We start from the raw sequence: 22,571 nt of genomic DNA, 5'->3' as shown, positions 1-22,571 counted from the left end.
TTTGATTTGCTGAACTCGTCAGCGATGCTCAAAGAATTAAAACTGTTTATTCGTAATGAATTTACTGTTGTTCACTCTTCAAGACTTTTTTATATCGTTAAGATACGGTCTTGTGAGTGCCCACACAGATTGTCTGATTATATTGTTAAAGAGCAGTGCGTTGCGGTCTTAACCGCTTCGCGAGGTGGCGTATGTTACGCTTTCCACCTTCAGAGTCAACGTTTATTTTAAAGCGTTTTCTCTTTCTTTATCGACCCGGTTGTGTGTTCACAGCGCCGTGTTGATGGAGGCGCATTATAGGGACTTCTCGACCTGCCGCAATAGGTATTTTAAAGAAAAATGACTGTTTGCTGCATTCCACAGCAAAACCCCACCTTATACCTATTTTTGCACAAAGTTATCCACAGAAAGTATTCTATTCAAAAATTGACGAGCATCACGCAAACGTTTTCGCTACAATTCACCGCGTTCAAAATCGTCGTATTTTGGCGAACGCTAACTGAATATTTCTCTTTATTCCGCAATTATTGCTCTGACAAAGACGATATTCACATACCGTTCTTTACTGACTACCCAAATCCAGGGGATAACATCATCATGCAACAACGCCGTCCAATTCGCCGCGCTCTGCTCAGCGTTTCTGACAAAGCAGGTATTGTCGAATTTGCTCAAGCTCTGTCCCATCGTGGCGTCGAGCTCCTTTCAACGGGTGGAACAGCCCGTTTGCTGGCAGATGCTGGCTTGACCGTGACTGAAGTCTCTGACTACACCGGTTTCCCGGAAATGATGGATGGGCGAGTAAAGACCCTGCACCCGAAAGTACACGGCGGCATTCTGGGACGACGCGATCAAGATGATGCGATCATGACGCAGCACGACATCAAACCGATTGATATCGTCGTAGTAAATCTGTATCCGTTTGCTCAGACCGTCGCTCGTGAGAACTGCACGTTAGAAGATGCAGTTGAGAATATCGATATCGGTGGCCCAACGATGGTTCGCTCTGCCGCCAAGAACCATAAAGATGTGGCTATCGTGGTCAAGAGCAGCGACTACAGCGCTATCATTAATGAAATCGATGCCAACGAAGGTTCACTGACCTACGAAACCCGTTTCGATTTAGCCATTAAAGCCTTCGAACACACTGCCGCTTACGACAGTATGATTGCCAACTACTTTGGTGCACTGGTTCCGCCTTACCACGGTGAAACCGATAAACCATCGGGCCACTTCCCGCGCACGTTGAACCTGAACTACATCAAAAAACAGGACATGCGCTACGGTGAGAATAGTCATCAGCAAGCAGCCTTCTATATAGAAGAGAATATTCATGAGGCCTCAGTCGCCACTTCTATACAGCTACAAGGCAAGGCGCTGTCTTATAACAACATCGCCGATACTGATGCTGCGCTGGAGTGTGTGAAGGAATTTGCCGAACCAGCCTGCGTTATCGTTAAACATGCGAATCCGTGTGGCGTAGCGATTGGTGGCTCAATTCTTGATGCCTACGAACGCGCCTATAAAACTGACCCGACATCTGCATTCGGTGGCATTATTGCCTTCAACCGCGAACTAGATGAAGAGACGGCGCAGGCCATCATCAGCCGCCAGTTTGTCGAAGTCATTATTGCCCCATCTGCCAGTGATGCCGCATTGAAGGTGACCGCTGCCAAACAAAACGTACGTGTCCTGACCAGCGGTAGCTGGCAGCAACGCGTTCCGGCTCTGGATTTCAAACGCGTCAACGGTGGTTTGCTGGTACAGGATCGCGATCTGGGCATGGTCGATGCATCTCAACTGCGTATCGTGACCGAGCGCCAGCCGAGCGAACAGGAATTACGCGATGCCCTTTTCTGCTGGAAAGTCGCTAAATTCGTTAAATCTAATGCGATTGTATACGCACGTGACAACATGACCATCGGGATAGGTGCCGGTCAGATGAGCCGCGTTTACTCAGCAAAAATTGCCGGAATCAAAGCGGGCGATGAAGGGCTAGAAGTAAAAGGCTCTGCCATGGCATCCGATGCGTTCTTCCCATTCCGTGATGGTATTGATGCTGCCGCAGCCGTTGGCATTACCTGCGTGATCCAACCGGGCGGGTCTATTCGTGATGATGAAGTCATCGCTGCTGCCAACGAGCACGGGATTGCGATGATCTTTACCGACATGCGCCACTTCCGCCATTAATTCTGGAGCTGACCGAAATGAATATTTTAGTAATTGGTAATGGTGGGCGCGAACACGCGCTGGCCTGGAAAGCGGCACAGTCACCGCTGGCGAAACAGGTTTATGTTGCTCCAGGAAATGCAGGCACTGCACTTGAGCCAGCGCTGACCAACGTCGATATCGCCGCCACGGATATTCCAGCGTTAGTCGCCTTTGCGCAGGCAAACCACATCGATTTAACGATCGTTGGTCCAGAAACACCGTTAGTTATCGGTGTTGTGGATGCGTTCCAGCATGCAGGCCTAAAAATCTTTGGTCCAACGCAAGGTGCAGCACAGCTAGAAGGCTCGAAAGCTTTTACTAAAGATTTTCTGGCACGCCATAATATTCCATCGGCGGAATACCAAAACTTCACCGAAGTGGAACCGGCACTGGCCTATGTACGCAGCAAAGGTGCACCTATCGTCATCAAGGCAGACGGATTAGCCGCGGGCAAAGGCGTGATTGTCGCGATGACGTTGCAGGAAGCGGAAAACGCTATTCAGGATATGCTGGCAGGTAATGCATTCGGCGATGCCGGACACCGTATCGTGGTGGAAGAGTTCCTTGATGGTGAAGAAGCCAGCTTCATCGTTATGGTGGACGGCAAGAACGTGCTGCCGATGGCAACCAGTCAGGATCATAAACGCGTTGGGGATAAAGATACGGGTCCGAATACCGGTGGTATGGGCGCTTATTCGCCAGCTCCCGTCGTGACCGATGAGATCCACCAGCGTGTGATGGATCAGGTGATTTGGCCGACCGTGAACGGCATGGCTGCTGAGGGAAATACCTACGTTGGTTTCCTGTATGCCGGCCTGATGATTTCTGCCGATGGCCAGCCAAAAGTGATCGAGTTCAACTGCCGCTTTGGCGATCCAGAAACGCAGCCAATCATGCTGCGCCTACGCTCCGATCTGGTAGAACTGTGTCTGGCAGCCTGTGATGGCACATTGGATCAGAAAGATTCAGTCTGGGATGAACGTCCGTCTCTGGGTGTGGTATTGGCCGCAGGTGGTTACCCGGCTGACTACAATACAGGCGATGTTATTTCTGGTTTACCACAGCAGGATGCCGAAGATGGCAAAGTCTTCCACGCTGGCACCAAGTTGAACGGCATTGATGTCGTCACCAACGGTGGGCGGGTACTGTGCGTCACTGCATTGGGTAATACCGTTGCAGAAGCGCAACAACGTGCTTATGAAATAGCCGCAGGTATTCAGTGGCAAGGCGTATTCTGTCGCAAAGACATCGGCTACCGTGCCATTGAACGCGAGCAAGCCTGATAAACGATGATCCGATAACGATTATCTGATAAATACTGAAGCCCGGAGAAATCCGGGTTTTTTAATAGCTATGGCTGCCACAGGCAGACATCATCCTCCACCACCAGCAATAGCTGCGTTCCTTCCGGTGCTTCCAACCACGCTACGTTTAGCGGACGCGTGGCATGCGCTTTTTGCTGCGCGATCCATTCACGTGAATCGCTGTCAAAATCAGGACGAACGACCGTACCGTCACAAGCCTGCACCTGACCTTCCAGCCATTTCCCTTGCTTTAGCCTCACCTTGCCTGCACGCAGGACATCACTCAGTTCCAGCATGCGTTTAGCATCAAACTGGTAGAGTGCAACATCATCATCGGATACCGCTTCACGTCTTTCAGCCAGTTGCCGCTGCATAAAGCTGACGGTTCCATCTTCGGCAAAGCGTAAGCGCATATCTTCTTTTTGCGCCCCGAGCTGATTACGCCGTATCTCGCGTAGCTTATCCTGCTGGAACGTATAGCGCGTCACCACCAGAGCACTGCCCTGAAGCGGGTTATACACGGTAGTCAGCGCCGTCGTATTCTGCGCATCATCCTTACGCCAGATACGCACAATACCGCGATCGGCAACGTAACCGCTGGCGAACACTTCCGGCGGTGCGGTGCGGCTACTACAAGCGACCACGGCTATAAGCACGAGGCCTGTGCCACACAAACGTCGTAAAAGCAAAAGGGGCGAAAACGCCCCTCTGCTTAAACTTTTAACCGGCATGGGCTTATTTAACAGCGTCTTTCAGAGCCTTGCCAGAAACAAACGCTGGCACGTTGGCAGCAGCAATTTTGATTTCTTTACCGGTTTGTGGGTTGCGGCCAGTGCGCTCATTACGATGGTTGACTTTAAACGTACCAAAACCAACTAATTGTACTGCATCACCTTCTTTCAGAGACTCGGTAATTGCCGCCAAAGTTGATTCCAGAGCTGCTTTAGCCTGTGCTTTTGACAGATCAGCTTTGTCCGCAATTACATCAATCAGTTGAGTCTTATTCATAAGTTATCCTTACAGTGTGTTTATCGCTTGCTAAGCATCGAGTGCGACGGATATGCCCTTTCCCGTTTTAGGGTGTAATAGCACTCTCCTGCATACACGCACCGACAGCCACTTTTTTTACGCCCCCCAAATGTAGACCAGACAGGGTGCGAATGTGAAGCCTTAAGACAGGCCATTTCAGGCCTTAAATCACGTTTTATCGCGTTATTGATGCAAATTTATCCCGATGTTACTACTTCCGGCCTCGCGCAGATCGGAACGGAGCCCTTTGATCAGCTCAATGTCGCGTTCTTCACAGGCCGCCAACAGGCGAAAAATCTCCCATTGGATGTCCCATTCTTCTTCAATCGCAGGCAAAACCTTTAGCTCATCGTCGGTCATTTCTTTGCCAGCCTGCGTCATTTCCAACATAGCAACCGTACGGATAGACGCTTCACTGATGGCTATCGCATGTTCCAGCGTTTCACCGCTTAAACGCGAATGAATCAATTCGCCCAGTGCGATGCAGGCATCAATAGCCGGATAAACGCCGTAAAGATCGTAATCCTCCGCGGCGGGAACCGCTTCTTCCAGCTTTTCCAACTGGTTATCGAAATTAACCTTCGCATCTTTAACAACCAATGTTTCCCATACCAGATCGAGAATGCGGCGGTAAACCATCGCGTCTCCGAATGCTGTTTGACGACAAAACTCGTGGTAATTTGGATACATACGTTCACAAAGACATGCCATAAAAGTGACATGTTGCCAGCTCGCCAGCTTTTCCAGACGTAAATGAATGGGGTTACGTAACATTTTTATGCTCATTAACGGCGACGGACGGCAGTGTACCTGAAATCACAGTGACGCCCTATGCCTGAATTCCTAAAGTTTTACGACAATACGCTAGCCGCTTGTAGCCGCTGCCAACGCACAAATGCGGGACGATTCGATGCGACAGCATCAGCCCAACGGGTCGGTTCCGGTAAACGGTAGCCGCGCATACAACATTGTACCCAGTGCAATGCACTATCTTGACTGACTCGATGCCCCGTCGCCACAAACAGCGGATTACAGCGCGCTTTGCTGCGCCATACCCAACCAATTTGCTCGCCCTTATCCAGCAAGGGCTGCTGGCTACCGACGCCCTCCGCCAGCGGCTCAAATCGACCACAAAGCCGACTTTTCGCTACGCCAATCGTCGGAACATCAACGAGCAGGCCAAAATGGCTGGCAACGCCGAGACGGCGCGGGTGGGAAATCCCATGCCCATCGACAAACAGCAGATCTGGTTTCTGTTCAAGCAGCGCCCACGCGGCGAGTAGCCCAGGGCATTCACGAAACGAAAGAAAACCGGGGATATAGGGCATCGTCGTGCTGATACGCGCAATCTTGTATTCTATCAGTTCCAACGAAGGATAGCGCATTACCGCAATTGCGGCGCGAGTTACCGAGCCTTCTTGCTCAAAGCCAACATCTGCACCCGCGATAAACGCGGGCTGCTCAAAAGGTAAATCGTCGTGGCGAATCACATCAGAAGCGCGGGCCAACTGCTCAGCCCGCAGCTGTTGTGTATCAATCACATCACCTCCTGTGAATCATGCGTGATAAGCGCGGGACAACCGATGCACGGCCTCAACAAAAACGCCCGCATGTTCCGGCGGCACATCCTGATGAATGCCGTGACCCAGATTGAAAACATGGCCGTTGCCTTCTCCAAATCCAGCCAGGATCGATGCGACTTCCTGCTCGATCCGTGCCGGATCGGCATACAACATTGAGGGATCCATATTTCCCTGTAGCGCGACTTTATCGCCTACGCGACGGCGTGCATCGGCAATATCACTCGTCCAGTCCAGCCCCAGCGCATCGCAACCTGTTTCAGCCATCGCCTCCAGCCACTGCCCTCCGCCCTTAGTGAAGAGCGTCACGGGCACACGGCGGCCTTCATTCTCGCGCAGTAAACCATCAACAATCTTGTGCATGTAACGCAGGGAGAATTCTTTGTAGTCGCGTCCGCTCAGCGCGCCGCCCCAGGTATCAAATACCATCACCGCCTGCGCACCCGCGCGAATCTGTGCGTTGAGATAAAGAATGACGCTGTCAGCTAGCTTATCCAGCAGCAGGTGTAGCGTTTTAGGTTCAGCGAACATCATTTTCTTGATGACAGTAAACGCCTTGCTGCTACCGCCTTCCACCATATAGGTCGCCAGCGTCCACGGGCTGCCTGAGAAACCGATAAGCGGCACTTCGCCGGCAAGGTTTTTACGGATCGTTCGCACCGCGTTCATCACATACCCGAGTTCCTGTTCTGGATCGGGAACAGGTAGTTTAACCACATCGGCATGCGACGTGATCGGGGAGTGAAAGCGCGGGCCTTCCCCCGCTTCAAAGTAGAGCCCTAAACCCATGGCATCAGGGATCGTGAGAATGTCAGAGAACAGGATCGCAGCGTCTAACGCATAGCGCCGTAAAGGTTGTAACGTGACTTCACAAGCCAGCTCTGCGTTTTTACACAGCGACATAAAATCACCCGCCTGCGCGCGCGTTGCCTTATATTCCGGCAGATAACGCCCCGCCTGACGCATCATCCACACCGGGGTGACATCAACGGGTTGGCGCAATAACGCCCGCAAATAGCGATCGTTTTTCAGATCAGTCATGTTCTTTTCCTTTCAACCTCACGGCGGTTCTACACCGGATAGATGTGATGAAACGGATGCGTTATAAGGCAAACGCTTTATGACGCAAATAGTACCACGTCAGCCTTCGTTCTCGTGATAAGCACGGCACAACACCACCGTATCTTCGATAAGTCGACGTGCTACGGTGCCCAGCGGAGGCAACTGCGGAAGTTGGTCGTAGCGGAACCAGCCCGCATCACGCAACTCTTTCGGATCGTGCTTGATGTCTCCCCCCGCATAATCCGCTGTAAACGCCATCATCAGCGAATGAGGGAATGGCCAAGGCTGCGAACTCACATAACGCAGATTTTTTATCTGAATTTGGCTCTCTTCCATTACCTCACGCACGACCGTCTGTTCCAGCGTTTCGCCCACTTCCACAAATCCAGCCAGCACGGTGTACATGTTTCCGCGATGTCGGTTGTGCTGCGCCAGCAAAATCTCCTTGCCACGCCGAATCGCGACGATGATGCAGGGCGCGATCTGCGGATAATAACGTTCCTTGCAGTGGTGACATAAGCACGCCAGCTCCGTTTTGCTCCGCACCATTTCATGGCCGCAGTAACCACAAAAGCGATGGGAGCGATAGAATTCAGCAAGCTGAACGCCTCGCCCCGCCAGTTGGAATAAGCCCACGTCTTGATCGAGCAGTTGGCGAACGGATGCCATGCCCGTGTCCCGCCCTTGGCAAACCAGCCAAGCTGGCTGCCCTTGCCATTCACCGATTTGACGAGCCACTTTCCCCTGTAACGACCACTCCGTCGCCGTTCCGCACGGTAATTCTCCTTGGGGTAGCCAGATTTGTATCGCATCGCTCACTATCCACCAGCCGGTTTCATCACCTTTTAGCGTCTGTTCCATATCTTTTTATTGCTCCACTGCCACTTCACTGGCATTTTACATTCAGAGTGATTACATAAGTTTTATAACTGGGATTTCAGTTATTTCTTACCGTTCACGGAGTCAACAATGCTAAACCAGCTACAAAGTCTGACTGAATACGTTGGTGGCAATAATGCGTTAATCGACCAATGGCTACAAGCGCGTAAGCAGCTTCTGGTGGCTTACTATCATCTGGTTGGCATCAAGCCGAACAAGGAAGCGCTTTCTCTTTTGGATGAAGAAGCATTGGATAATTTTTGCCAGAATCTGGTGGACTATCTTTCTACTGGCCACTTTCATTTATACGAAAAAATGCTGCATGAAGCAGCGACCCACAGCGAACAAGTATTAGCGCTTTCCACCCAGCTCGACCTCGCCCTGCAAAACAATACGCAGCAAATCATGACGTTTTACGATAGCCATCTGGCAGCCGCCATCGACCATGATAACTGCATTGAATTCCAGCGGGCACTTTCCAGCGTCGGCGAAGCATTAGAAGAGCGTTTTACGTTAGAAGACAACATGATCAGGCAGGTTTACGACAACTAGCCGTCATTTGACGTTATTTAAGAACATCATCACACGCTGTACAGGCAACAGCGGCACGCTTTGACATCCGCGTTTTGCCGTCATACAGTGTAGGGGTTTTATTGACCCGTTTAACAGACGGGCAAATCTTGTCGGAGTGCCTAGCGTGCTCGTATTTCGTTTTACGAAACTTACGAGCGCACAGGCTGAGACCGTTAATTCGGGATCCGCGGAACCTGATCGGGTTAATACCTGCGAAGGGAACAAGAGTAATGCACCTCATTGAGCCCAAGGCTGTGTATTCCCACATACCTGCTCTGACGCTCAATATCATTATTACTCCCTCCGGCTCCAGACAAGCAATCTTCCCTTTACGTCTTACAGGAACTTGCTATGTCTACAGAACCCTTGTCTATAAAAACCTCGTCGGTAAAGACAGAGTTATCTACAGCATCCAAATCAGGTCGCCGTGAACAACGCGTCGCCGCTCAGCAGTTTATTGAAACCTTACAGGGAACCGCCTTTCCCAATTCCAAACGCATTTACCTTGCAGGCTCACGTGACGACATCGCCGTACCGATGCGGGAGATTCAGCTTAGCCCGACGTTACTTGGCGGCAGTAAAGACAATCCCCAATACGAACCCAATGAGCCAATCCCGGTTTACGATACGTCAGGGCCTTATGGCGATCCGGCTGCGCAACCCGATGTCCGCGTTGGGCTAGCGAAGCTGCGCGCCAGCTGGATTGCAGAACGTCACGACACCGAAGCGTTATCCGGCGTCAGCTCTGATTTCACCCAACAGCGTCTGGCGGATGCAGGTCTGGATCATCTGCGTTTCGAACACCTGCCACGACCTTTGCGTGCTAAAGCGGGCCAACGCGTCACCCAGCTCCACTATGCGCGACAGGGCATGATTACCCCCGAAATGGAATTTATCGCCATTCGCGAAAATATGGGGCGCGAGCGTATTCGCGGCGAGGTACTGCGCCAGCAGCATCCGGGACAAAGTTTTGGTGCCCTTCTGCCAGAAAACATCACGCCGGAATTTGTCCGTCAGGAAGTGGCTGCCGGACGCGCCATTATTCCTTCAAACATCAATCACCCCGAATCGGAACCGATGATTATCGGCCGCAATTTTCTGGTGAAGGTTAACGCCAATATCGGCAACTCCGCCGTGACGTCTTCCATCGAAGAAGAGGTGGAAAAGCTGGTCTGGTCTACCCGCTGGGGCGCGGATACCGTGATGGATCTCTCAACAGGCCGCTATATTCACGAAACCCGCGAATGGATTCTGCGTAACAGCCCCGTACCAATCGGGACAGTACCGATTTATCAGGCGCTGGAAAAAGTGAACGGCGTGGCGGAAAACCTGAACTGGGAAATGTTCCGCGATACGCTGCTGGAACAAGCAGAACAGGGCGTGGACTATTTCACCATCCACGCGGGCGTGCTGTTGCGCTACGTGCCGATGACGGCCAAACGCCTGACTGGCATCGTCTCGCGCGGGGGTTCCATTATGGCGAAGTGGTGCCTGTCGCATCACAAAGAGAGCTTCCTGTACGAACACTTCCGGGAAATCTGTGAAATTTGTGCCGCTTACGATGTCGCGCTGTCGCTGGGTGACGGTTTACGTCCGGGCTCCATTCAGGATGCCAACGACGAAGCCCAGTTTGCCGAGCTGCATACGCTGGGCGAGCTGACCAAGATTGCCTGGGAATACGACGTACAGGTGATGATCGAAGGCCCCGGCCACGTTCCGATGCAGATGATCCGCCGCAACATGACCGAAGAGCTGGAACACTGCCACGAAGCGCCCTTCTATACGCTCGGCCCGCTGACCACCGATATCGCACCGGGTTACGATCACTTCACCTCTGGTATCGGTGCCGCCATGATCGGCTGGTTCGGCTGTGCAATGCTCTGTTACGTGACGCCGAAGGAACATCTTGGCTTGCCGAACAAAGAAGACGTCAAACAGGGGCTGATTACCTACAAGATCGCCGCTCACGCCGCTGATTTGGCGAAAGGCCACCCCGGTGCGCAGATCCGTGATAATGCCATGTCAAAAGCACGTTTCGAATTCCGCTGGGAAGACCAGTTCAATCTGGCACTCGATCCCCAGACCGCCCGTGCCTACCACGATGAAACGCTGCCGCAGGAATCCGGCAAAGTCGCCCACTTCTGTTCCATGTGCGGCCCTAAATTCTGCTCGATGAAAATCTCACAGGAAGTACGCGACTACGCCGCGAAACAGGAAGCAGAAGCCAAACCGGTTGAAGTGGGTATGGCACAGATGTCGCAAGAATTCCGCTCGCGCGGCAGCGAGCTTTATCACAGCGCCACCAGCCTGCAAACCGAGGAAAGCAAATGACGGACTCGACGCCTTTTGCCCCAACGGCACAGCGACTGGGGCTTTATCCCGTCGTCGATAGCGTGGAGTGGATCGAGCGACTACTCAGCGTCGGGGTGAAAACGATCCAGCTCAGGATCAAAGATCGGTCAGATGAACAAGCCGAAGCCGATGTGATCCAGGCGATCGCATTGGGTCGCTGTTATCAAGCACAGCTCTTCATCAATGACTACTGGAAATTAGCGGTAAAACATCAGTCCTACGGCGTACACCTGGGTCAGGAAGACCTGGATACTGCCGATCTGGCCGCCATTAAAAAAGCGGGTCTGCGCTTAGGCGTCTCCACGCACGACGATCGTGAATTGGCACGCGCGGTAGCGATAAACCCGTCCTATATCGCGCTGGGACATATTTTCCCGACGCAAACCAAGGATATGCCATCAGCGCCACAGGGGCTGACCGAGTTGACTCGACACATTGCCGATCTGCAAGACCGTTTTCCCACGGTTGCCATTGGTGGCATCAGCATCGACAGAGTACCTGCGGTGCTGGCAACGGGCGTCGGCAGCATTGCCGTCGTCAGCGCCATTACTCAGGCACCAGACTGGCGGCAGGCCACCACGACGCTGCTCAAAATGATTGAAGGACGGGGGGCATGACATGGTAACGACTCACCATCCAGCGCCTGCCGGACTGAGCGATAGCGAATTCATGCGCTACAGCCGCCAACTGATGCTGGAAGATATTGGCCCGGAAGGTCAGGAGAAGCTCAAAGCCGCCCGCGTTCTGCTGGTGGGGTTGGGTGGGCTAGGGGCGCCCGCCTCGCTCTATCTGGCCGCCGCTGGGGTCGGCACGCTACTGCTTGCCGACGATGACTCACTGCACATCAGCAACCTGCAACGCCAGATTCTGTATCGCACCAGCGACACCGACAAACCCAAAGCCGTGTTGGCGCAGCGTCAGCTACAGGCATTAAATCCGCACTCAGAAGCGATTGCGATTACCGAAAGGCTCAGCGGTGACGCGTTATACAGCGCCGTCAGCCGCGTCGATCTGGTGCTGGATTGCAGCGACAACATGACCACTCGCCACGCGGTTAACGCCGCCTGTTTTAGCGCAGGCAAGCCGCTCATCAGCGGCAGCGCCGTCGGTTTCAGCGGCCAGCTCGCGGTCTTCGCACCACCTTATCACTCAGGCTGCTACGCCTGCCTGTACCCTGATACGACCGAACCACAGCGAAACTGCCGTACCGCCGGCGTGCTGGGTCCGGTGGTCGGCGTGATTGGCACGCTTCAGGCGCTGGAAGCGATCAAACTGCTGGCCGGTATACCGTCCGCGCTAGACGGCAAGCTGAGGATGTTCAATGGCAAGCAGCAGAGTTGGAACACGCTCCAGTTGACGCGCGCCCCCCATTGCCCGGTATGTGGAGGGAAGCATGAAAATCACGCTGAATGATGAACCCCTTGAATGCCCAGAGGCCACCACGGTTGAAGCGCTGCTGAGCCAGATAAATCGGCTACAGCCTGGCACCGCGCTGGCCATCAACCAAACCATTATCCCACACGCTACCTGGTCACAGCATCAGGTGCAAGACGGTGATGATATTTTGCTTTTTCAGGCAATAGCGGGAGGATGACATGCTGCACATTGCCGATACGACATTAACTTCACGACTGCTGACCGGCACCGGGAAATTCGCCACGCCAGAACTGATGCTGGCAGCACTTGAGGCTTCTGGTTCTCAGTTAGTCACCATGGCGATGAAACGCGTTGACCTGAACGGCGGCAACGACGCCATTCTCGCCCCGCTACGCCAGCTCGGTATTAAGCTGCTGCCGAATACCTCAGGAGCCAAAACCGCAGACGAAGCCATTTTTGCGGCCCGACTGGCGCGAGAAGCGCTAGGCACTCGCTGGCTGAAGCTGGAAATTCACCCCGATGTGAAATACCTGCTGCCCGATCCGATCGAAACGCTGAAGGCCGCCGAACAGCTGGTAAAAGAGGGATTCACGGTGCTGCCTTACTGCGGTGCCGACCCTGTGTTGTGCAAACGGTTGGAAGAAGTCGGCTGCGCGGCAGTGATGCCGCTGGGCGCACCTATCGGTTCCAATCAAGGACTGCAAACGCGTGATTTTCTCCGCATCATCATCGAACAGGCACGCGTTCCGGTGATTGTCGATGCGGGCATTGGCGCGCCCAGTCATGCGGCCGAGGCACTGGAAATGGGAGCCGACGCTGTACTGGTCAACACAGCCATCGCCGTTGCCCGCGATCCTGTGGCGATGGCGCACGCATTCAGGCTGGCAGTCGATGCAGGTGGGCTTGCCCGTCAGGCCGGTCTGGGAAGTAAGCAGTTTGTCGCCAGCGCCACCAGCCCGCTCACCGGTTTTCTGCACCAGCAAACGGAAGGGGCGGAGCGATGAACGTCGATTTCCAAACCGTCTGGGAACAGCTCGACTGGGATGACCTGACGCTACGCATCAACGGTAAAACCGCACGCGATGTTGAACGAGCGCTTGCTGCACCACACCTGACGCGTGACGATTTTATGGCGCTCATTTCACCTGCCGCCAGCACCTATCTGGAACCGCTAGCCCAGCGGGCACAGCAGCTCACCCGCCAGCGTTTCGGCAATACGGTGAGCTTTTATGTGCCGCTGTATCTGTCCAACCTGTGTTCTAACGACTGCACCTACTGCGGCTTTTCAATGAGCAATCACATCAAGCGAAAAACGCTGGATGAGGCAGAGATCCTACGTGAATGCGCCGCCATCAAGGAACTGGGGTTTGAACACCTGCTGCTCGTGACCGGCGAGCACCAGCGTAAAGTAGGCATGGATTATTTTCGTCGCGTCTTTCCGCTGATCCGACCGCTCTTCAGTTCGCTGATGATTGAAGTTCAGCCGCTGTCGCAGGACGAATATGCCGAGTTGAAAACGCTGGGGTTGGATGGTGTGATGGTCTATCAGGAAACCTATCATCCAGCGACCTACCAGTTGCACCATCTAAAAGGACAAAAACAGGATTTCCATTGGCGACTCGCCACGCCGGATCGGCTTGGGCGGGCGGGGATCGACAAGATCGGGTTAGGCGCGTTAATCGGCCTGTCCAATAGCTGGCGCACCGACTGCTATATGGTGGCGGAACATCTGTTGCACTTACAGCAGAACCACTGGCAGAGCCGATATTCTATCTCGTTCCCTCGGTTGCGCCCCTGTACAGGCGGCATTGAACCGGCATCGCTCATGGATGAAGCGCAGCTCATGCAGGTCATTTGTGCATTCCGGTTGCTGTCGCCGGATATTGAGCTGTCACTTTCCACGCGTGAATCGCCTTTCTTTCGCGATCATGCCATTCCTATCGCGATTAACAACGTCAGCGCCTTTTCCAAAACCCAGCCGGGTGGCTACGCCGACGACCATCCTGAACTGGAACAGTTTTCACCGCATGATTCACGACGCCCTGAAGATGTAGCGCAAGCCATCATACGGGCAGGTCTCCAGCCCGTATGGAAAGACTGGGACGGTTATTTGGGTCGGTAGCCAACCGTGGCGATATGTATGATTTGCGAAGCGGTTCGCAGACCGGAATGAGAATTACACGGAAGGTGACATTCTCAGGATCGCGCTTCGCAACATGAAATTCGCCCTATCGTCACTGATTTCGGTAAAGAATACAGTAGCGTCGTTGGCAAGCCTGAGCATGATTATGGAGCTTGCTGGCCGGAGCCGTTTGCTACTTATCGGCTCTGCACATCAACCCGCCGATACGGGGCTTATCCTTACCCGTATCGGCCCTTCCTTAACAATTATCAGGGTACGCTCTGGTCAGGAAAAGTGTGCATCATCTTCGCGACTTCATTGCCCACAATGCGCAGCCCTTCCCTCATTTCTTCCGTAAAGCGATTGGCATAATTGAGTCGAATACAATTGCGATATTTCCCTGAGGCGGAGAAGAGCGAACCCGCGGCTATCTGTATGCCCGCTTTTCTGACCTCACGACTGAGCTTGAGTGAATCAAAATATTCGGGCAGCTCAATCCACATCAGAAAGCCCCCTTGGGGACGGCTCACACAAATATTGGACGGAAAATACTCACGCACCCAGCAGGTAAACGTGTCCAGATTAGCCTTGTATTGGGCGCGCATGCGGCGTAGATGAGGTTGATAGTGTCCGTTACGAATAAATTCCGCCACGGCTAGCTGAGGCTGCACCACTGTCGATCCTGTACTGATGTATTTTGTATGAATCACTCGCTCCAGATAGCGCCCCGGAGCAATCCAGCCAACGCGCAAACCGGGAGCCAAGTTCTTGGAAAACGAGCTGCACAACAATACGCGTCCATCTTCATCAAACGACTTTATGGCGCGGGGACGCGGATATTCATAGGCCAACTCGCCATAGGCATCATCTTCAATAATCGCGATATCAAAATGCTGCGCCAGCGTAACCAGAGACTTCTTACGGGCATCAGGCATGATGAAGCCAAGCGGGTTGTTACAGCTTGGCACCAAAAGTACAGCTTTGACCGGCCATTGATCCAGCGCCAGTCGCAACGCTTCAAGACTGATCCCCGTCACGGAGTCGGTTGGGATCTCGATCGCTTTGATATCTAGCCCACGAAGGATCTGCATCGTGCCCGGAAAAGCCGGTGACTCAACGGCCACGATGTCACCGGGCTGACAAACGGCGCGGACGGCCACAAACAAGGCTTCCTGACACCCGGTGGTGATCACAATATCATCTTGCGTCAGTTGGCAGCCACAGTCGACGGTAAGACGGGCAATCTGTTCACGCAACGCAGGCACGCCATATACGCTGTCATATTGCAGAATACGGGCGTCCTGATATTGGCAGAGGCGACTCATCTCTTTCCACAGTGGTTTGATGGTCGGCTGGCTCACATCCGGCATTCCGCTACCAAACTTCAGCACGTTAGTTTCCAGACGCACGTTCACCAGCTCCAGCACCGATTCCCACTGCGTGATTTCGACCGGGCGTTGGGCAGGACGCGTCAGCGCGGGTACAGGCGGCGTTGCCTTACGCGGCGTAACAAAGTATCCCGAACGCGGCTGCGGCATAATCAACTGCCGGGTTTCCAGCAGATGATAGGCTTGCTGTACGGTACTGATGCTCACACCATGCTCTGTACTGAGTGCCCGCACAGAAGGCAGGCGCTCCCCGCTTTGATACAACCCTTGTTCAATCCGCTGCTCTAACAGCCCAGCCAGGTGTTGATAACGCGTCATCAGTATCATTCTCCATCATGATTCACAGCAGTAACCAGTACAGATTCAAATAAAAATCACCATTCAGATGCAATATCACACAATCTGTATGCTAAAAAAATGGATTTTTTGCGTCTGTATTGAAAATACCTTTCACCTCATCATAGCGATCATTCACTGGCGAGGGGGAAAATATGGAATTTCATGAGAATCGATCACAAAAACCGTTCCGCGAGTCACCGTTTTGGCTCATGCTGATTTTGCCGTACCGCTTGTGGAAAGCCTGGCGAGCAAGAGCGAACACGCTGAAGATACTACGAAATATGAGCGATGAGGGTCTCAAAGACATCGGGCTGAAACGAAGCGATCTCGATCGCTTCAGGTAACATAACAACAAAAAAATAGAGATATCGCCGATACAGGTAGTGTATCTGTATCGGCAAGATAAAGAGGTTAGTGAGGTACCGTATTGTCTGCGGGTGCTTTCATCCGCATCCCGACAACTGCTGACAGTAAGCAGCCGATGGCAAGATAGGCCGCCACCGCGTGCCATGAACCATCCATCAACTGCACCAGCAGAACAGCGATAAAAGGCGTAAACCCGCCGCCGACCACGCTGGCAACCTGATAACCCACGCCAGCCCCGCTATAGCGATACGCCGTACCAAATAGCTCGGTAAACATCGGTTGCTGTACGCTAACGATCATATCGTGAGCAGCATTCGCCAGCATGATGGCAAAGAACAGAATCAGCAGCGTGTTATGGCTTTCCAGCGCCATAAAGAATGGCACTGCACTCACCGCTCCAATCAACGCACCGGTAACATAGATACGACGGCGGCCAAAGCTATCTGCCAGATAGGCAAAGCAAGGAATGGATACGCAACTGATCGCCCCCACCAGCAACCCGATATTCAGAAAGATATCCCGCGATAGCCCAAGATGGGTGGTGGAGTAATTGAGTGCAAATGCAGTGACGATATACATCGTCAACAGTTCACCAAGCCGTAACGCAATAATCAATAGAAAGGCTTTCGGATGCTGGCGCAGTGCTTCCATAATCGGGAATGAACGCAGTTTGTTTGCTCTTTCTCCCAAGGTTTTATTCGCCTCAAACTCCTGAGACTCATCCATCCCGTTACGTACCCACCAGGCGATAGCCACCAGAATCAGACTGAACAAGAACGGCAAACGCCAGCCCCAGGTGGTAAATTCTTCATTGGTGGTCAAATTGCTGACCACAGAGACCGACCCGGTTGCCAGCAACAGCCCGACGCCAAAACCAACCTGTACGCCACTGCTGTAAAAAGCTTTCTTTTTCTTCGGCGCACTCTCTACCGCCAACAATGCCGCCCCGCCCCATTCGCCACCGACCGCGAACCCTTGAATTGCCCTCAGCGTGACCAACAGCACCGGTGCCCACCAGCCAATAGAATCAAACGACGGCAACAGGCCAATCAACGCAGTAGAAATGCCCATCATCCAGACCGTGATCATCAACATCCGTTTACGGCCCAGCTTGTCGCCGAAGTGGCCGAACACCATTCCACCCAACGGTCGGAACAGGAAACCAACGCCGAACGTACCAAACGCCGCCAGCGTCCCCATCGTTGGGCTAACCTGTGGGAAAAATTCGGTATTAAATACAAGAGCGGCAACAATTCCGTACAGCAGGAAATCGTACCAATCGACAACGGCACCCACAAAACTGCCCCAAGCGGCGCGTTTTGCTCGATGTTGAGAATGGCTTACTGACTGTGTTTGTAGGGTTTTATCAGAAGAAAGTGAATCATCTTGCTGAGGTAATGAGCCGCCAGGCTGTGAGAGTGTTGGCGTAGTTGAGGTGTCCATGTAGGTTCCGTTCTATTTACTTTACACTACTGTACAACAAAAAATTTCAGGAAGAAATAAAACGCAAGGAGCGTTTTATAACGACGCACAGCGTTGGCCCGTCAGGGTGGAAGGCAAGGACGCCTTCCATAAATTTTTAACGTCGCTTGCGACGGCCTTTAGGTAGCGCACAGGGATGTGCGCTATAAAAAATTTCAGGAAGACATGCCTAAGCGTCGTTTACGACGGGCGTCCGCTGGGAATCAGCCATAAAAAAACCCCGACCATAATAGCCGGGGTTTCTGTTATTTACCGCATGATGGTGCAGCGCAAAAAGACTTATTCGTCGTCGCTGCTACCAAAGCCAGCATTCAGCAGCTCAGCCAGGTTAGCAGAAGCTTCATCGGCACTCACTTGAGGCACGACAGGCGCTTCGCCCGCCTGACGGCGGCGCATACGATCCTGATGGTACGCATAACCCGTACCTGCTGGGATCAGACGACCTACGATAACGTTCTCTTTCAGGCCACGCAGTTCATCACGTTTACCGGCAACAGCCGCTTCGGTCAGTACGCGAGTGGTTTCCTGGAACGATGCCGCAGAAATGAAGGACTCGGTCGCCAGAGATGCTTTGGTGATACCCAGCAGATCGCGGCTGTACGTTGCCGTGATCTTGCCATCCGCTTCCAACTGACGGTTGGCAATCTTGATGCGAGACACTTCTGCCTGTTCGCCTTCCAGGAACTCCGTGCTGCCCGCGCTAACGATGGTGCCTTTACGCAACATCTGACGAACGATAACTTCAATGTGTTTATCGTTAATCTTAACGCCTTGCAGACGGTAAACTTCCTGAACTTCGTTGGTAATATAACGCGTTACTGCATGTACGCCACGCAGACGCAGGATATCGTGCGGAGACTCAGGGCCGTCAGAAACAACGTCACCACGTTCCACAACTTCACCTTCGAACACGTTGAGCTGACGCCATTTCGGAATCATCTCTTCGTAAGCATCGCTGCCATCCAACGGAGAAATTACCAGACGGCGTTTACCTTTGGTTTCTTTACCAAAGGAAATGATCCCGCTGATCTCTGCCAGAATCGCCGGCTCTTTCGGACGACGTGCTTCGAACAGGTCTGCTACGCGTGGCAGACCACCGGTAATATCTTTGGTACCACTGGATTCCTGAGGGAGACGCGCCAATGTATCACCGGCACCAATCTGCACTCCATCTTCCAACTGAACAATCGTTTTACCCGGCAGGAAGTATTGAGCAGGCATATCAGTACCAGGAATCAGTACATCTTCACCTTTACCGTCAACAATTTTCAGTGCTGGACGCAAGTCTTTACCGCTACCGGTACGCTCTGCGCTATCCAGAACGACGATAGAAGACAAACCAGTCAGTTCGTCGGTCTGGCGAGTAATGGTTTGACCGTCAATCATGTCAGCAAAGCGGATGAAACCGCTCACTTCGGTCACCACTGGCATGGTATGCGGGTCCCAGTTTGCGACAGTTTCGCCACCGCTAACTTCTGAGCCGTCACCCTTCGCCATCACCGCACCGTAAGGCACTTTATAGCTTTCTTTGGTACGTCCGAATTCGTCGATCAGTTTCAGTTCGGTATTACGTGAAGTAATAACCAGTTTACCGTTGCTGTTCATAACGAACTTCGCGTTGCTCAGTTTCAGGCTACCTTTGTTTTTCACCTGAATGCTGGACTCAGCAGCCGCACGCGATGCCGCACCACCGATGTGGAACGTACGCATGGTTAACTGTGTACCTGGCTCACCGATGGACTGTGCCGCGATAACCCCGATAGCCTCACCTTTGTTGATGATATGACCACGAGCCAGATCGCGACCGTAGCAATTGGCACATACGCCAAAGTCGGTTTCGCAGCTTACAACTGAACGTACTTTAACGGCATCAACAGAGTTCTCTTCCAACATGTCACACCACTGCTCGTTCAGCAGCGTGTTACGTGGAACCAGAATATCCGCGGTGCCCGGTTTGATCACGTCTTCAGCCGTTACACGGCCCAGTACGCGCTCACGCAGTGGCTCTTTAACATCACCACCTTCGATAACCGGCGTCATCATGATACCTTCATGGGTACCACAGTCGTCCTCGGTCACAACCAGATCCTGCGCAACGTCAACCAGACGACGCGTCAGATAACCGGAGTTCGCTGTTTTCAGTGCGGTATCCGCCAGACCTTTACGCGCACCGTGCGTCGAGATGAAGTACTGGAGTACATTCAAACCTTCACGGAAGTTTGCGGTAATTGGTGTCTCGATGATGGAACCATCTGGTTTCGCCATCAGACCACGCATACCCGCCAACTGACGAATCTGTGCCGCAGAACCACGCGCACCGGAGTCGGCCATCATAAAGATGCTGTTGAAAGAAACCTGCCGCTCAACCACGCCATCACGGTTAACCACATCCTCAACGGACAGGTTTTCCATCATCGCTTTCGCAACACGTTCGTTCGCCGCTGCCCAGATATCGATCACTTTGTTATAGCGTTCGCCCGCGGTAACCAGACCAGACTGGAACTGCTCCTGAATCTCGGCCACTTCGGTTTCTGCTTCTTCGATAATCTCGGCTTTTTTCTCCGGGATAACCATGTCATCGATACCTACGGAAGCACCAGAGCGCGCCGCGTAAGCAAAACCGGTGTACATAGTCTGGTCAGCAAAGATAACCGTCGGCTTCAGACCCAAAATGCGGTAACAGGTGTTCAGCATTTTGGAGATCGCTTTCTTGCCCAGAGGCTGGTTAACGATCGAGTACGGCAGACCTTTCGGTACGATCATCCACAGGATGGCGCGGCCGATAGTCGTATCAATAATCGACGTCTGATGCGTAACATCGCCTTCGATGCTCTTGATCTCTTCCGTGATACGCACTTTAACGCGCGCATGCAGAGAGGCCAGACCGGCACGATAAACACGCTCAGCTTCTTTAGGACCCGTGAGCACCATGCCTTCGCCTTTGGCGTTAACACAGTCACGCGTCATGTAATACAGACCCAATACCACGTCCTGAGAAGGAACGATGATTGGCTCACCATTCGCAGGGGACAGGATGTTGTTGGTCGACATCATCAACGCACGCGCTTCTAACTGGGCTTCCAGCGTCAACGGTACGTGTACAGCCATCTGGTCACCATCGAAGTCGGCGTTATATGCCGCACAAACCAGCGGGTGCAGTTGGATCGCTTTACCTTCGATCAGAACCGGTTCAAATGCCTGGATACCCAAACGGTGCAGTGTTGGTGCACGGTTCAGCAGTACCGGGTGTTCGCGGATAACTTCGTCCAGGATATCCCATACGACAGCTTCTTCACGCTCAACCATTTTCTTGGCGGCTTTAATGGTGGTAGCAAGACCACGCAGTTCCAGCTTGCCGTAGATGAACGGTTTGAACAGCTCCAGTGCCATTTTCTTCGGCAGACCACACTGATGCAGACGCAGGTATGGACCAACGGTGATTACGGAACGACCGGAGTAGTCAACACGCTTACCGAGCAGGTTCTGACGGAAACGACCCTGTTTACCTTTGATCATATCGGCCAAAGATTTCAGAGGACGTTTGTTAGAACCGGTGATCGCACGACCGCGACGGCCGTTATCCAGCAGGGCATCAACCGCTTCCTGCAACATACGTTTTTCGTTACGTACAATGATGTCTGGCGCAGCCAGATCCAGCAGACGTTTCAAACGGTTGTTACGGTTGATCACGCGACGATACAGATCGTTCAGATCGGAAGTCGCGAAACGACCACCGTCCAGCGGAACCAACGGACGCAAATCTGGTGGCAGTACTGGCAGAACGGTCAAGATCATCCACTCTGGCTTGTTACCAGACTGTACGAACGCTTCCAGCAGCTTAATGCGCTTGGTCAGCTTTTTACGTTTGGTTTCGGAGTTGGTTTCGGTCAGCTCTTCACGCAGCTGCTCGCATTCCTGCTCCAGATCCATGTTCTTCAGCAGAGCCTGGATCGCTTCGGCGCCCATTTTCGCGTCAAATTCATCACCAAACTCTTCCAGCGCATCCAGATACTGCTCTTCAGTCAGGATCTGACGGCGCTCAAGGTTGGTCATGCCGCCTTCAACCACGACATAAGATTCAAAATAAAGCACGCGCTCAATATCACGCAGCGGCATATCTAACAGCAAACCGATACGGGAAGGCAGTGACTTCAGGAACCAGATGTGCGCAGTCGGAGAAGCCAGCTCGATGTGACCCATACGCTCACGACGTACTTTAGTTTGGGTTACTTCAACGCCGCACTTCTCACAAATAACACCACGGTGTTTCAGGCGCTTATACTTACCGCACAAGCACTCATAATCTTTTACTGGCCCAAAGATACGGGCGCAGAAAAGGCCGTCACGCTCAGGCTTGAACGTACGGTAGTTGATGGTTTCTGGCTTTTTAACTTCACCAAAAGACCACGAACGGATCATGTCTGGCGAGGCCAGAGCAATTTTGATCGCATCAAACTCTTCGGTTTTAGTTTGCGCTTTCAGAAACTTTAATAAGTCTTTCACGGATTGG

Annotated in this window: 19 protein-coding genes and 1 riboswitch; of the genes, 10 read left to right on the top strand and 9 right to left on the bottom strand. The window is 52.8% G+C overall.

The window, feature by feature from the left end; genetic code table 11:
* The first annotated feature begins 597 nt into the window (after positions 1–597).
* Positions 598–2,187 (top strand): bifunctional phosphoribosylaminoimidazolecarboxamide formyltransferase/IMP cyclohydrolase, encoded by a 1,590-nt coding sequence (gene purH, locus EDI29_RS21045; protein WP_137742430.1) that lies wholly within the window; start codon positions 598–600, stop codon positions 2,185–2,187.
* A 17-nt stretch (positions 2,188–2,204) separates the two neighbouring features.
* A complete protein-coding gene (gene purD, locus EDI29_RS21040) occupies positions 2,205–3,491 on the top strand; it encodes a phosphoribosylamine--glycine ligase (RefSeq protein ID WP_137742429.1) in 1,287 nt (428 codons plus the stop codon).
* A gap of 68 nt (positions 3,492–3,559) precedes the next feature.
* On the opposite strand, the gene EDI29_RS21035 is transcribed toward purD, so the two are convergent.
* The 6 genes from EDI29_RS21035 to nudC form a co-directional block, all read right to left on the bottom strand.
* Entirely contained in the window at positions 3,560–4,243 is a 684-nt protein-coding gene (locus EDI29_RS21035) for a DUF1481 domain-containing protein (protein WP_137742428.1), read from the bottom strand.
* 4 nt (positions 4,244–4,247) lie between these two features.
* Entirely contained in the window at positions 4,248–4,520 is a 273-nt protein-coding gene (hupA, locus tag EDI29_RS21030; protein WP_005970302.1) for a nucleoid-associated protein HU-alpha, read from the bottom strand.
* Positions 4,521–4,724: 204 nt separating this feature from the next.
* Positions 4,725–5,315, bottom strand: coding sequence for a YjaG family protein (locus EDI29_RS21025; protein WP_137742427.1), 591 nt, complete (start codon positions 5,313–5,315; stop codon positions 4,725–4,727).
* Between the two features lie 77 nt (positions 5,316–5,392).
* Positions 5,393–6,082 (bottom strand): deoxyribonuclease V, encoded by a 690-nt coding sequence (gene nfi / locus EDI29_RS21020; RefSeq protein WP_137742426.1) that lies wholly within the window; start codon positions 6,080–6,082, stop codon positions 5,393–5,395.
* A 15-nt stretch (positions 6,083–6,097) separates the two neighbouring features.
* Positions 6,098–7,162, bottom strand: a complete 1,065-nt coding sequence (gene hemE / locus EDI29_RS21015; RefSeq protein WP_137742425.1) for a uroporphyrinogen decarboxylase — start codon at positions 7,160–7,162, stop codon at positions 6,098–6,100.
* A 99-nt stretch (positions 7,163–7,261) separates the two neighbouring features.
* Entirely contained in the window at positions 7,262–8,044 is a 783-nt protein-coding gene (nudC, locus tag EDI29_RS21010; protein WP_137742424.1) for an NAD(+) diphosphatase, read from the bottom strand.
* Between the two features lie 108 nt (positions 8,045–8,152).
* Between nudC and rsd the strand changes: the two genes are divergently transcribed.
* The 7 genes from rsd to thiH all read left to right on the top strand — a co-directional run bounded on the left by rsd (position 8,153) and on the right by thiH (position 14,486).
* Positions 8,153–8,614: a sigma D regulator gene (rsd, locus tag EDI29_RS21005; RefSeq protein ID WP_137742423.1), complete on the top strand. Its 462-nt coding sequence runs from the start codon at positions 8,153–8,155 to the stop codon at positions 8,612–8,614.
* A 122-nt stretch (positions 8,615–8,736) separates the two neighbouring features.
* Positions 8,737–8,873: riboswitch (TPP riboswitch) on the top strand.
* 113 nt (positions 8,874–8,986) lie between these two features.
* Positions 8,987–10,966 (top strand): phosphomethylpyrimidine synthase ThiC, encoded by a 1,980-nt coding sequence (thiC, locus tag EDI29_RS21000; RefSeq protein ID WP_137742422.1) that lies wholly within the window; start codon positions 8,987–8,989, stop codon positions 10,964–10,966.
* A complete protein-coding gene (gene thiE, locus EDI29_RS20995; protein WP_137742421.1) occupies positions 10,963–11,604 on the top strand; it encodes a thiamine phosphate synthase in 642 nt (213 codons plus the stop codon). The genes thiC and thiE overlap by 4 nt, the downstream gene beginning before the upstream one ends.
* 1 nt (position 11,605) lies before the next feature.
* Complete coding sequence (locus EDI29_RS20990; protein ID WP_137742420.1) at positions 11,606–12,400, top strand: HesA/MoeB/ThiF family protein; 795 nt, start codon at positions 11,606–11,608, stop codon at positions 12,398–12,400.
* Positions 12,381–12,581, top strand: coding sequence for a sulfur carrier protein ThiS (gene thiS / locus EDI29_RS20985; protein WP_137742419.1), 201 nt, complete (start codon positions 12,381–12,383; stop codon positions 12,579–12,581). Before EDI29_RS20990 ends, thiS begins: the two co-directional genes overlap by 20 nt.
* A 1-nt stretch (position 12,582) precedes the next feature.
* Positions 12,583–13,368 (top strand): thiazole synthase, encoded by a 786-nt coding sequence (locus tag EDI29_RS20980; protein WP_039536195.1) that lies wholly within the window; start codon positions 12,583–12,585, stop codon positions 13,366–13,368.
* Positions 13,365–14,486, top strand: coding sequence for a 2-iminoacetate synthase ThiH (thiH, locus tag EDI29_RS20975; protein ID WP_137742418.1), 1,122 nt, complete (start codon positions 13,365–13,367; stop codon positions 14,484–14,486). The genes EDI29_RS20980 and thiH overlap by 4 nt, the downstream gene beginning before the upstream one ends.
* 269 nt (positions 14,487–14,755) lie before the next feature.
* Here thiH and EDI29_RS20970 read toward each other — a convergent pair whose 3' ends face one another.
* The gene (locus EDI29_RS20970; RefSeq protein WP_137742417.1) at positions 14,756–16,192 is read right to left on the bottom strand and encodes an aminotransferase-like domain-containing protein; all 1,437 of its coding nucleotides are present in this window, start codon (positions 16,190–16,192) and stop codon (positions 14,756–14,758) included.
* Positions 16,193–16,365: 173 nt separating this feature from the next.
* Here EDI29_RS20970 and EDI29_RS20965 point away from each other — a divergent pair, with 173 nt between their 5' ends.
* A complete protein-coding gene (locus tag EDI29_RS20965) occupies positions 16,366–16,557 on the top strand; it encodes a DUF1127 domain-containing protein (protein WP_137742416.1) in 192 nt (63 codons plus the stop codon).
* A gap of 67 nt (positions 16,558–16,624) precedes the next feature.
* On the opposite strand, the gene shiA is transcribed toward EDI29_RS20965, so the two are convergent.
* Complete coding sequence (gene shiA, locus EDI29_RS20960; RefSeq protein ID WP_137742415.1) at positions 16,625–18,022, bottom strand: shikimate transporter; 1,398 nt, start codon at positions 18,020–18,022, stop codon at positions 16,625–16,627.
* A 318-nt stretch (positions 18,023–18,340) separates the two neighbouring features.
* Positions 18,341–22,564, bottom strand: coding sequence for a DNA-directed RNA polymerase subunit beta' (rpoC, locus tag EDI29_RS20955; RefSeq protein ID WP_137742414.1), 4,224 nt, complete (start codon positions 22,562–22,564; stop codon positions 18,341–18,343).
* Between the last annotated feature and the right edge of the window lie 7 nt (positions 22,565–22,571).

This window comes from Pectobacterium polonicum, assembly GCF_005497185.1.
In the GTDB taxonomy this organism is placed as follows: Bacteria; Pseudomonadota; Gammaproteobacteria; order Enterobacterales; family Enterobacteriaceae; genus Pectobacterium; species Pectobacterium polonicum.
Note: the sequence above shows the minus strand (reverse complement) of the source record. Positions and strands in the feature narration are given on the sequence as shown.

What these genes read in the sequence shown, in the direction of transcription:
- purH (WP_137742430.1), top strand. Translation starts at nt 598, where the DNA reads ATGCAACAACGCCGTCCAATTCGCCGCGCTCTGCTCAGCGTTTCTGAC.
- purD (WP_137742429.1), top strand. Translation starts at nt 2,205, where the DNA reads ATGAATATTTTAGTAATTGGTAATGGTGGGCGCGAACACGCGCTGGCC.
- EDI29_RS21035 (WP_137742428.1), bottom strand. Translation starts at nt 4,243, where the DNA reads ATGCCGGTTAAAAGTTTAAGCAGAGGGGCGTTTTCGCCCCTTTTGCTT.
- hupA (WP_005970302.1), bottom strand. Translation starts at nt 4,520, where the DNA reads ATGAATAAGACTCAACTGATTGATGTAATTGCGGACAAAGCTGATCTG.
- EDI29_RS21025 (WP_137742427.1), bottom strand. Translation starts at nt 5,315, where the DNA reads ATGTTACGTAACCCCATTCATTTACGTCTGGAAAAGCTGGCGAGCTGG.
- hemE (WP_137742425.1), bottom strand. Translation starts at nt 7,162, where the DNA reads ATGACTGATCTGAAAAACGATCGCTATTTGCGGGCGTTATTGCGCCAA.
- nudC (WP_137742424.1), bottom strand. Translation starts at nt 8,044, where the DNA reads ATGGAACAGACGCTAAAAGGTGATGAAACCGGCTGGTGGATAGTGAGC.
- rsd (WP_137742423.1), top strand. Translation starts at nt 8,153, where the DNA reads ATGCTAAACCAGCTACAAAGTCTGACTGAATACGTTGGTGGCAATAAT.
- thiC (WP_137742422.1), top strand. Translation starts at nt 8,987, where the DNA reads ATGTCTACAGAACCCTTGTCTATAAAAACCTCGTCGGTAAAGACAGAG.
- thiE (WP_137742421.1), top strand. Translation starts at nt 10,963, where the DNA reads ATGACGGACTCGACGCCTTTTGCCCCAACGGCACAGCGACTGGGGCTT.
- EDI29_RS20990 (WP_137742420.1), top strand. Translation starts at nt 11,606, where the DNA reads ATGGTAACGACTCACCATCCAGCGCCTGCCGGACTGAGCGATAGCGAA.
- thiS (WP_137742419.1), top strand. Translation starts at nt 12,381, where the DNA reads ATGAAAATCACGCTGAATGATGAACCCCTTGAATGCCCAGAGGCCACC.
- EDI29_RS20980 (WP_039536195.1), top strand. Translation starts at nt 12,583, where the DNA reads ATGCTGCACATTGCCGATACGACATTAACTTCACGACTGCTGACCGGC.
- thiH (WP_137742418.1), top strand. Translation starts at nt 13,365, where the DNA reads ATGAACGTCGATTTCCAAACCGTCTGGGAACAGCTCGACTGGGATGAC.
- EDI29_RS20970 (WP_137742417.1), bottom strand. Translation starts at nt 16,192, where the DNA reads ATGACGCGTTATCAACACCTGGCTGGGCTGTTAGAGCAGCGGATTGAA.
- EDI29_RS20965 (WP_137742416.1), top strand. Translation starts at nt 16,366, where the DNA reads ATGGAATTTCATGAGAATCGATCACAAAAACCGTTCCGCGAGTCACCG.
- shiA (WP_137742415.1), bottom strand. Translation starts at nt 18,022, where the DNA reads ATGGACACCTCAACTACGCCAACACTCTCACAGCCTGGCGGCTCATTA.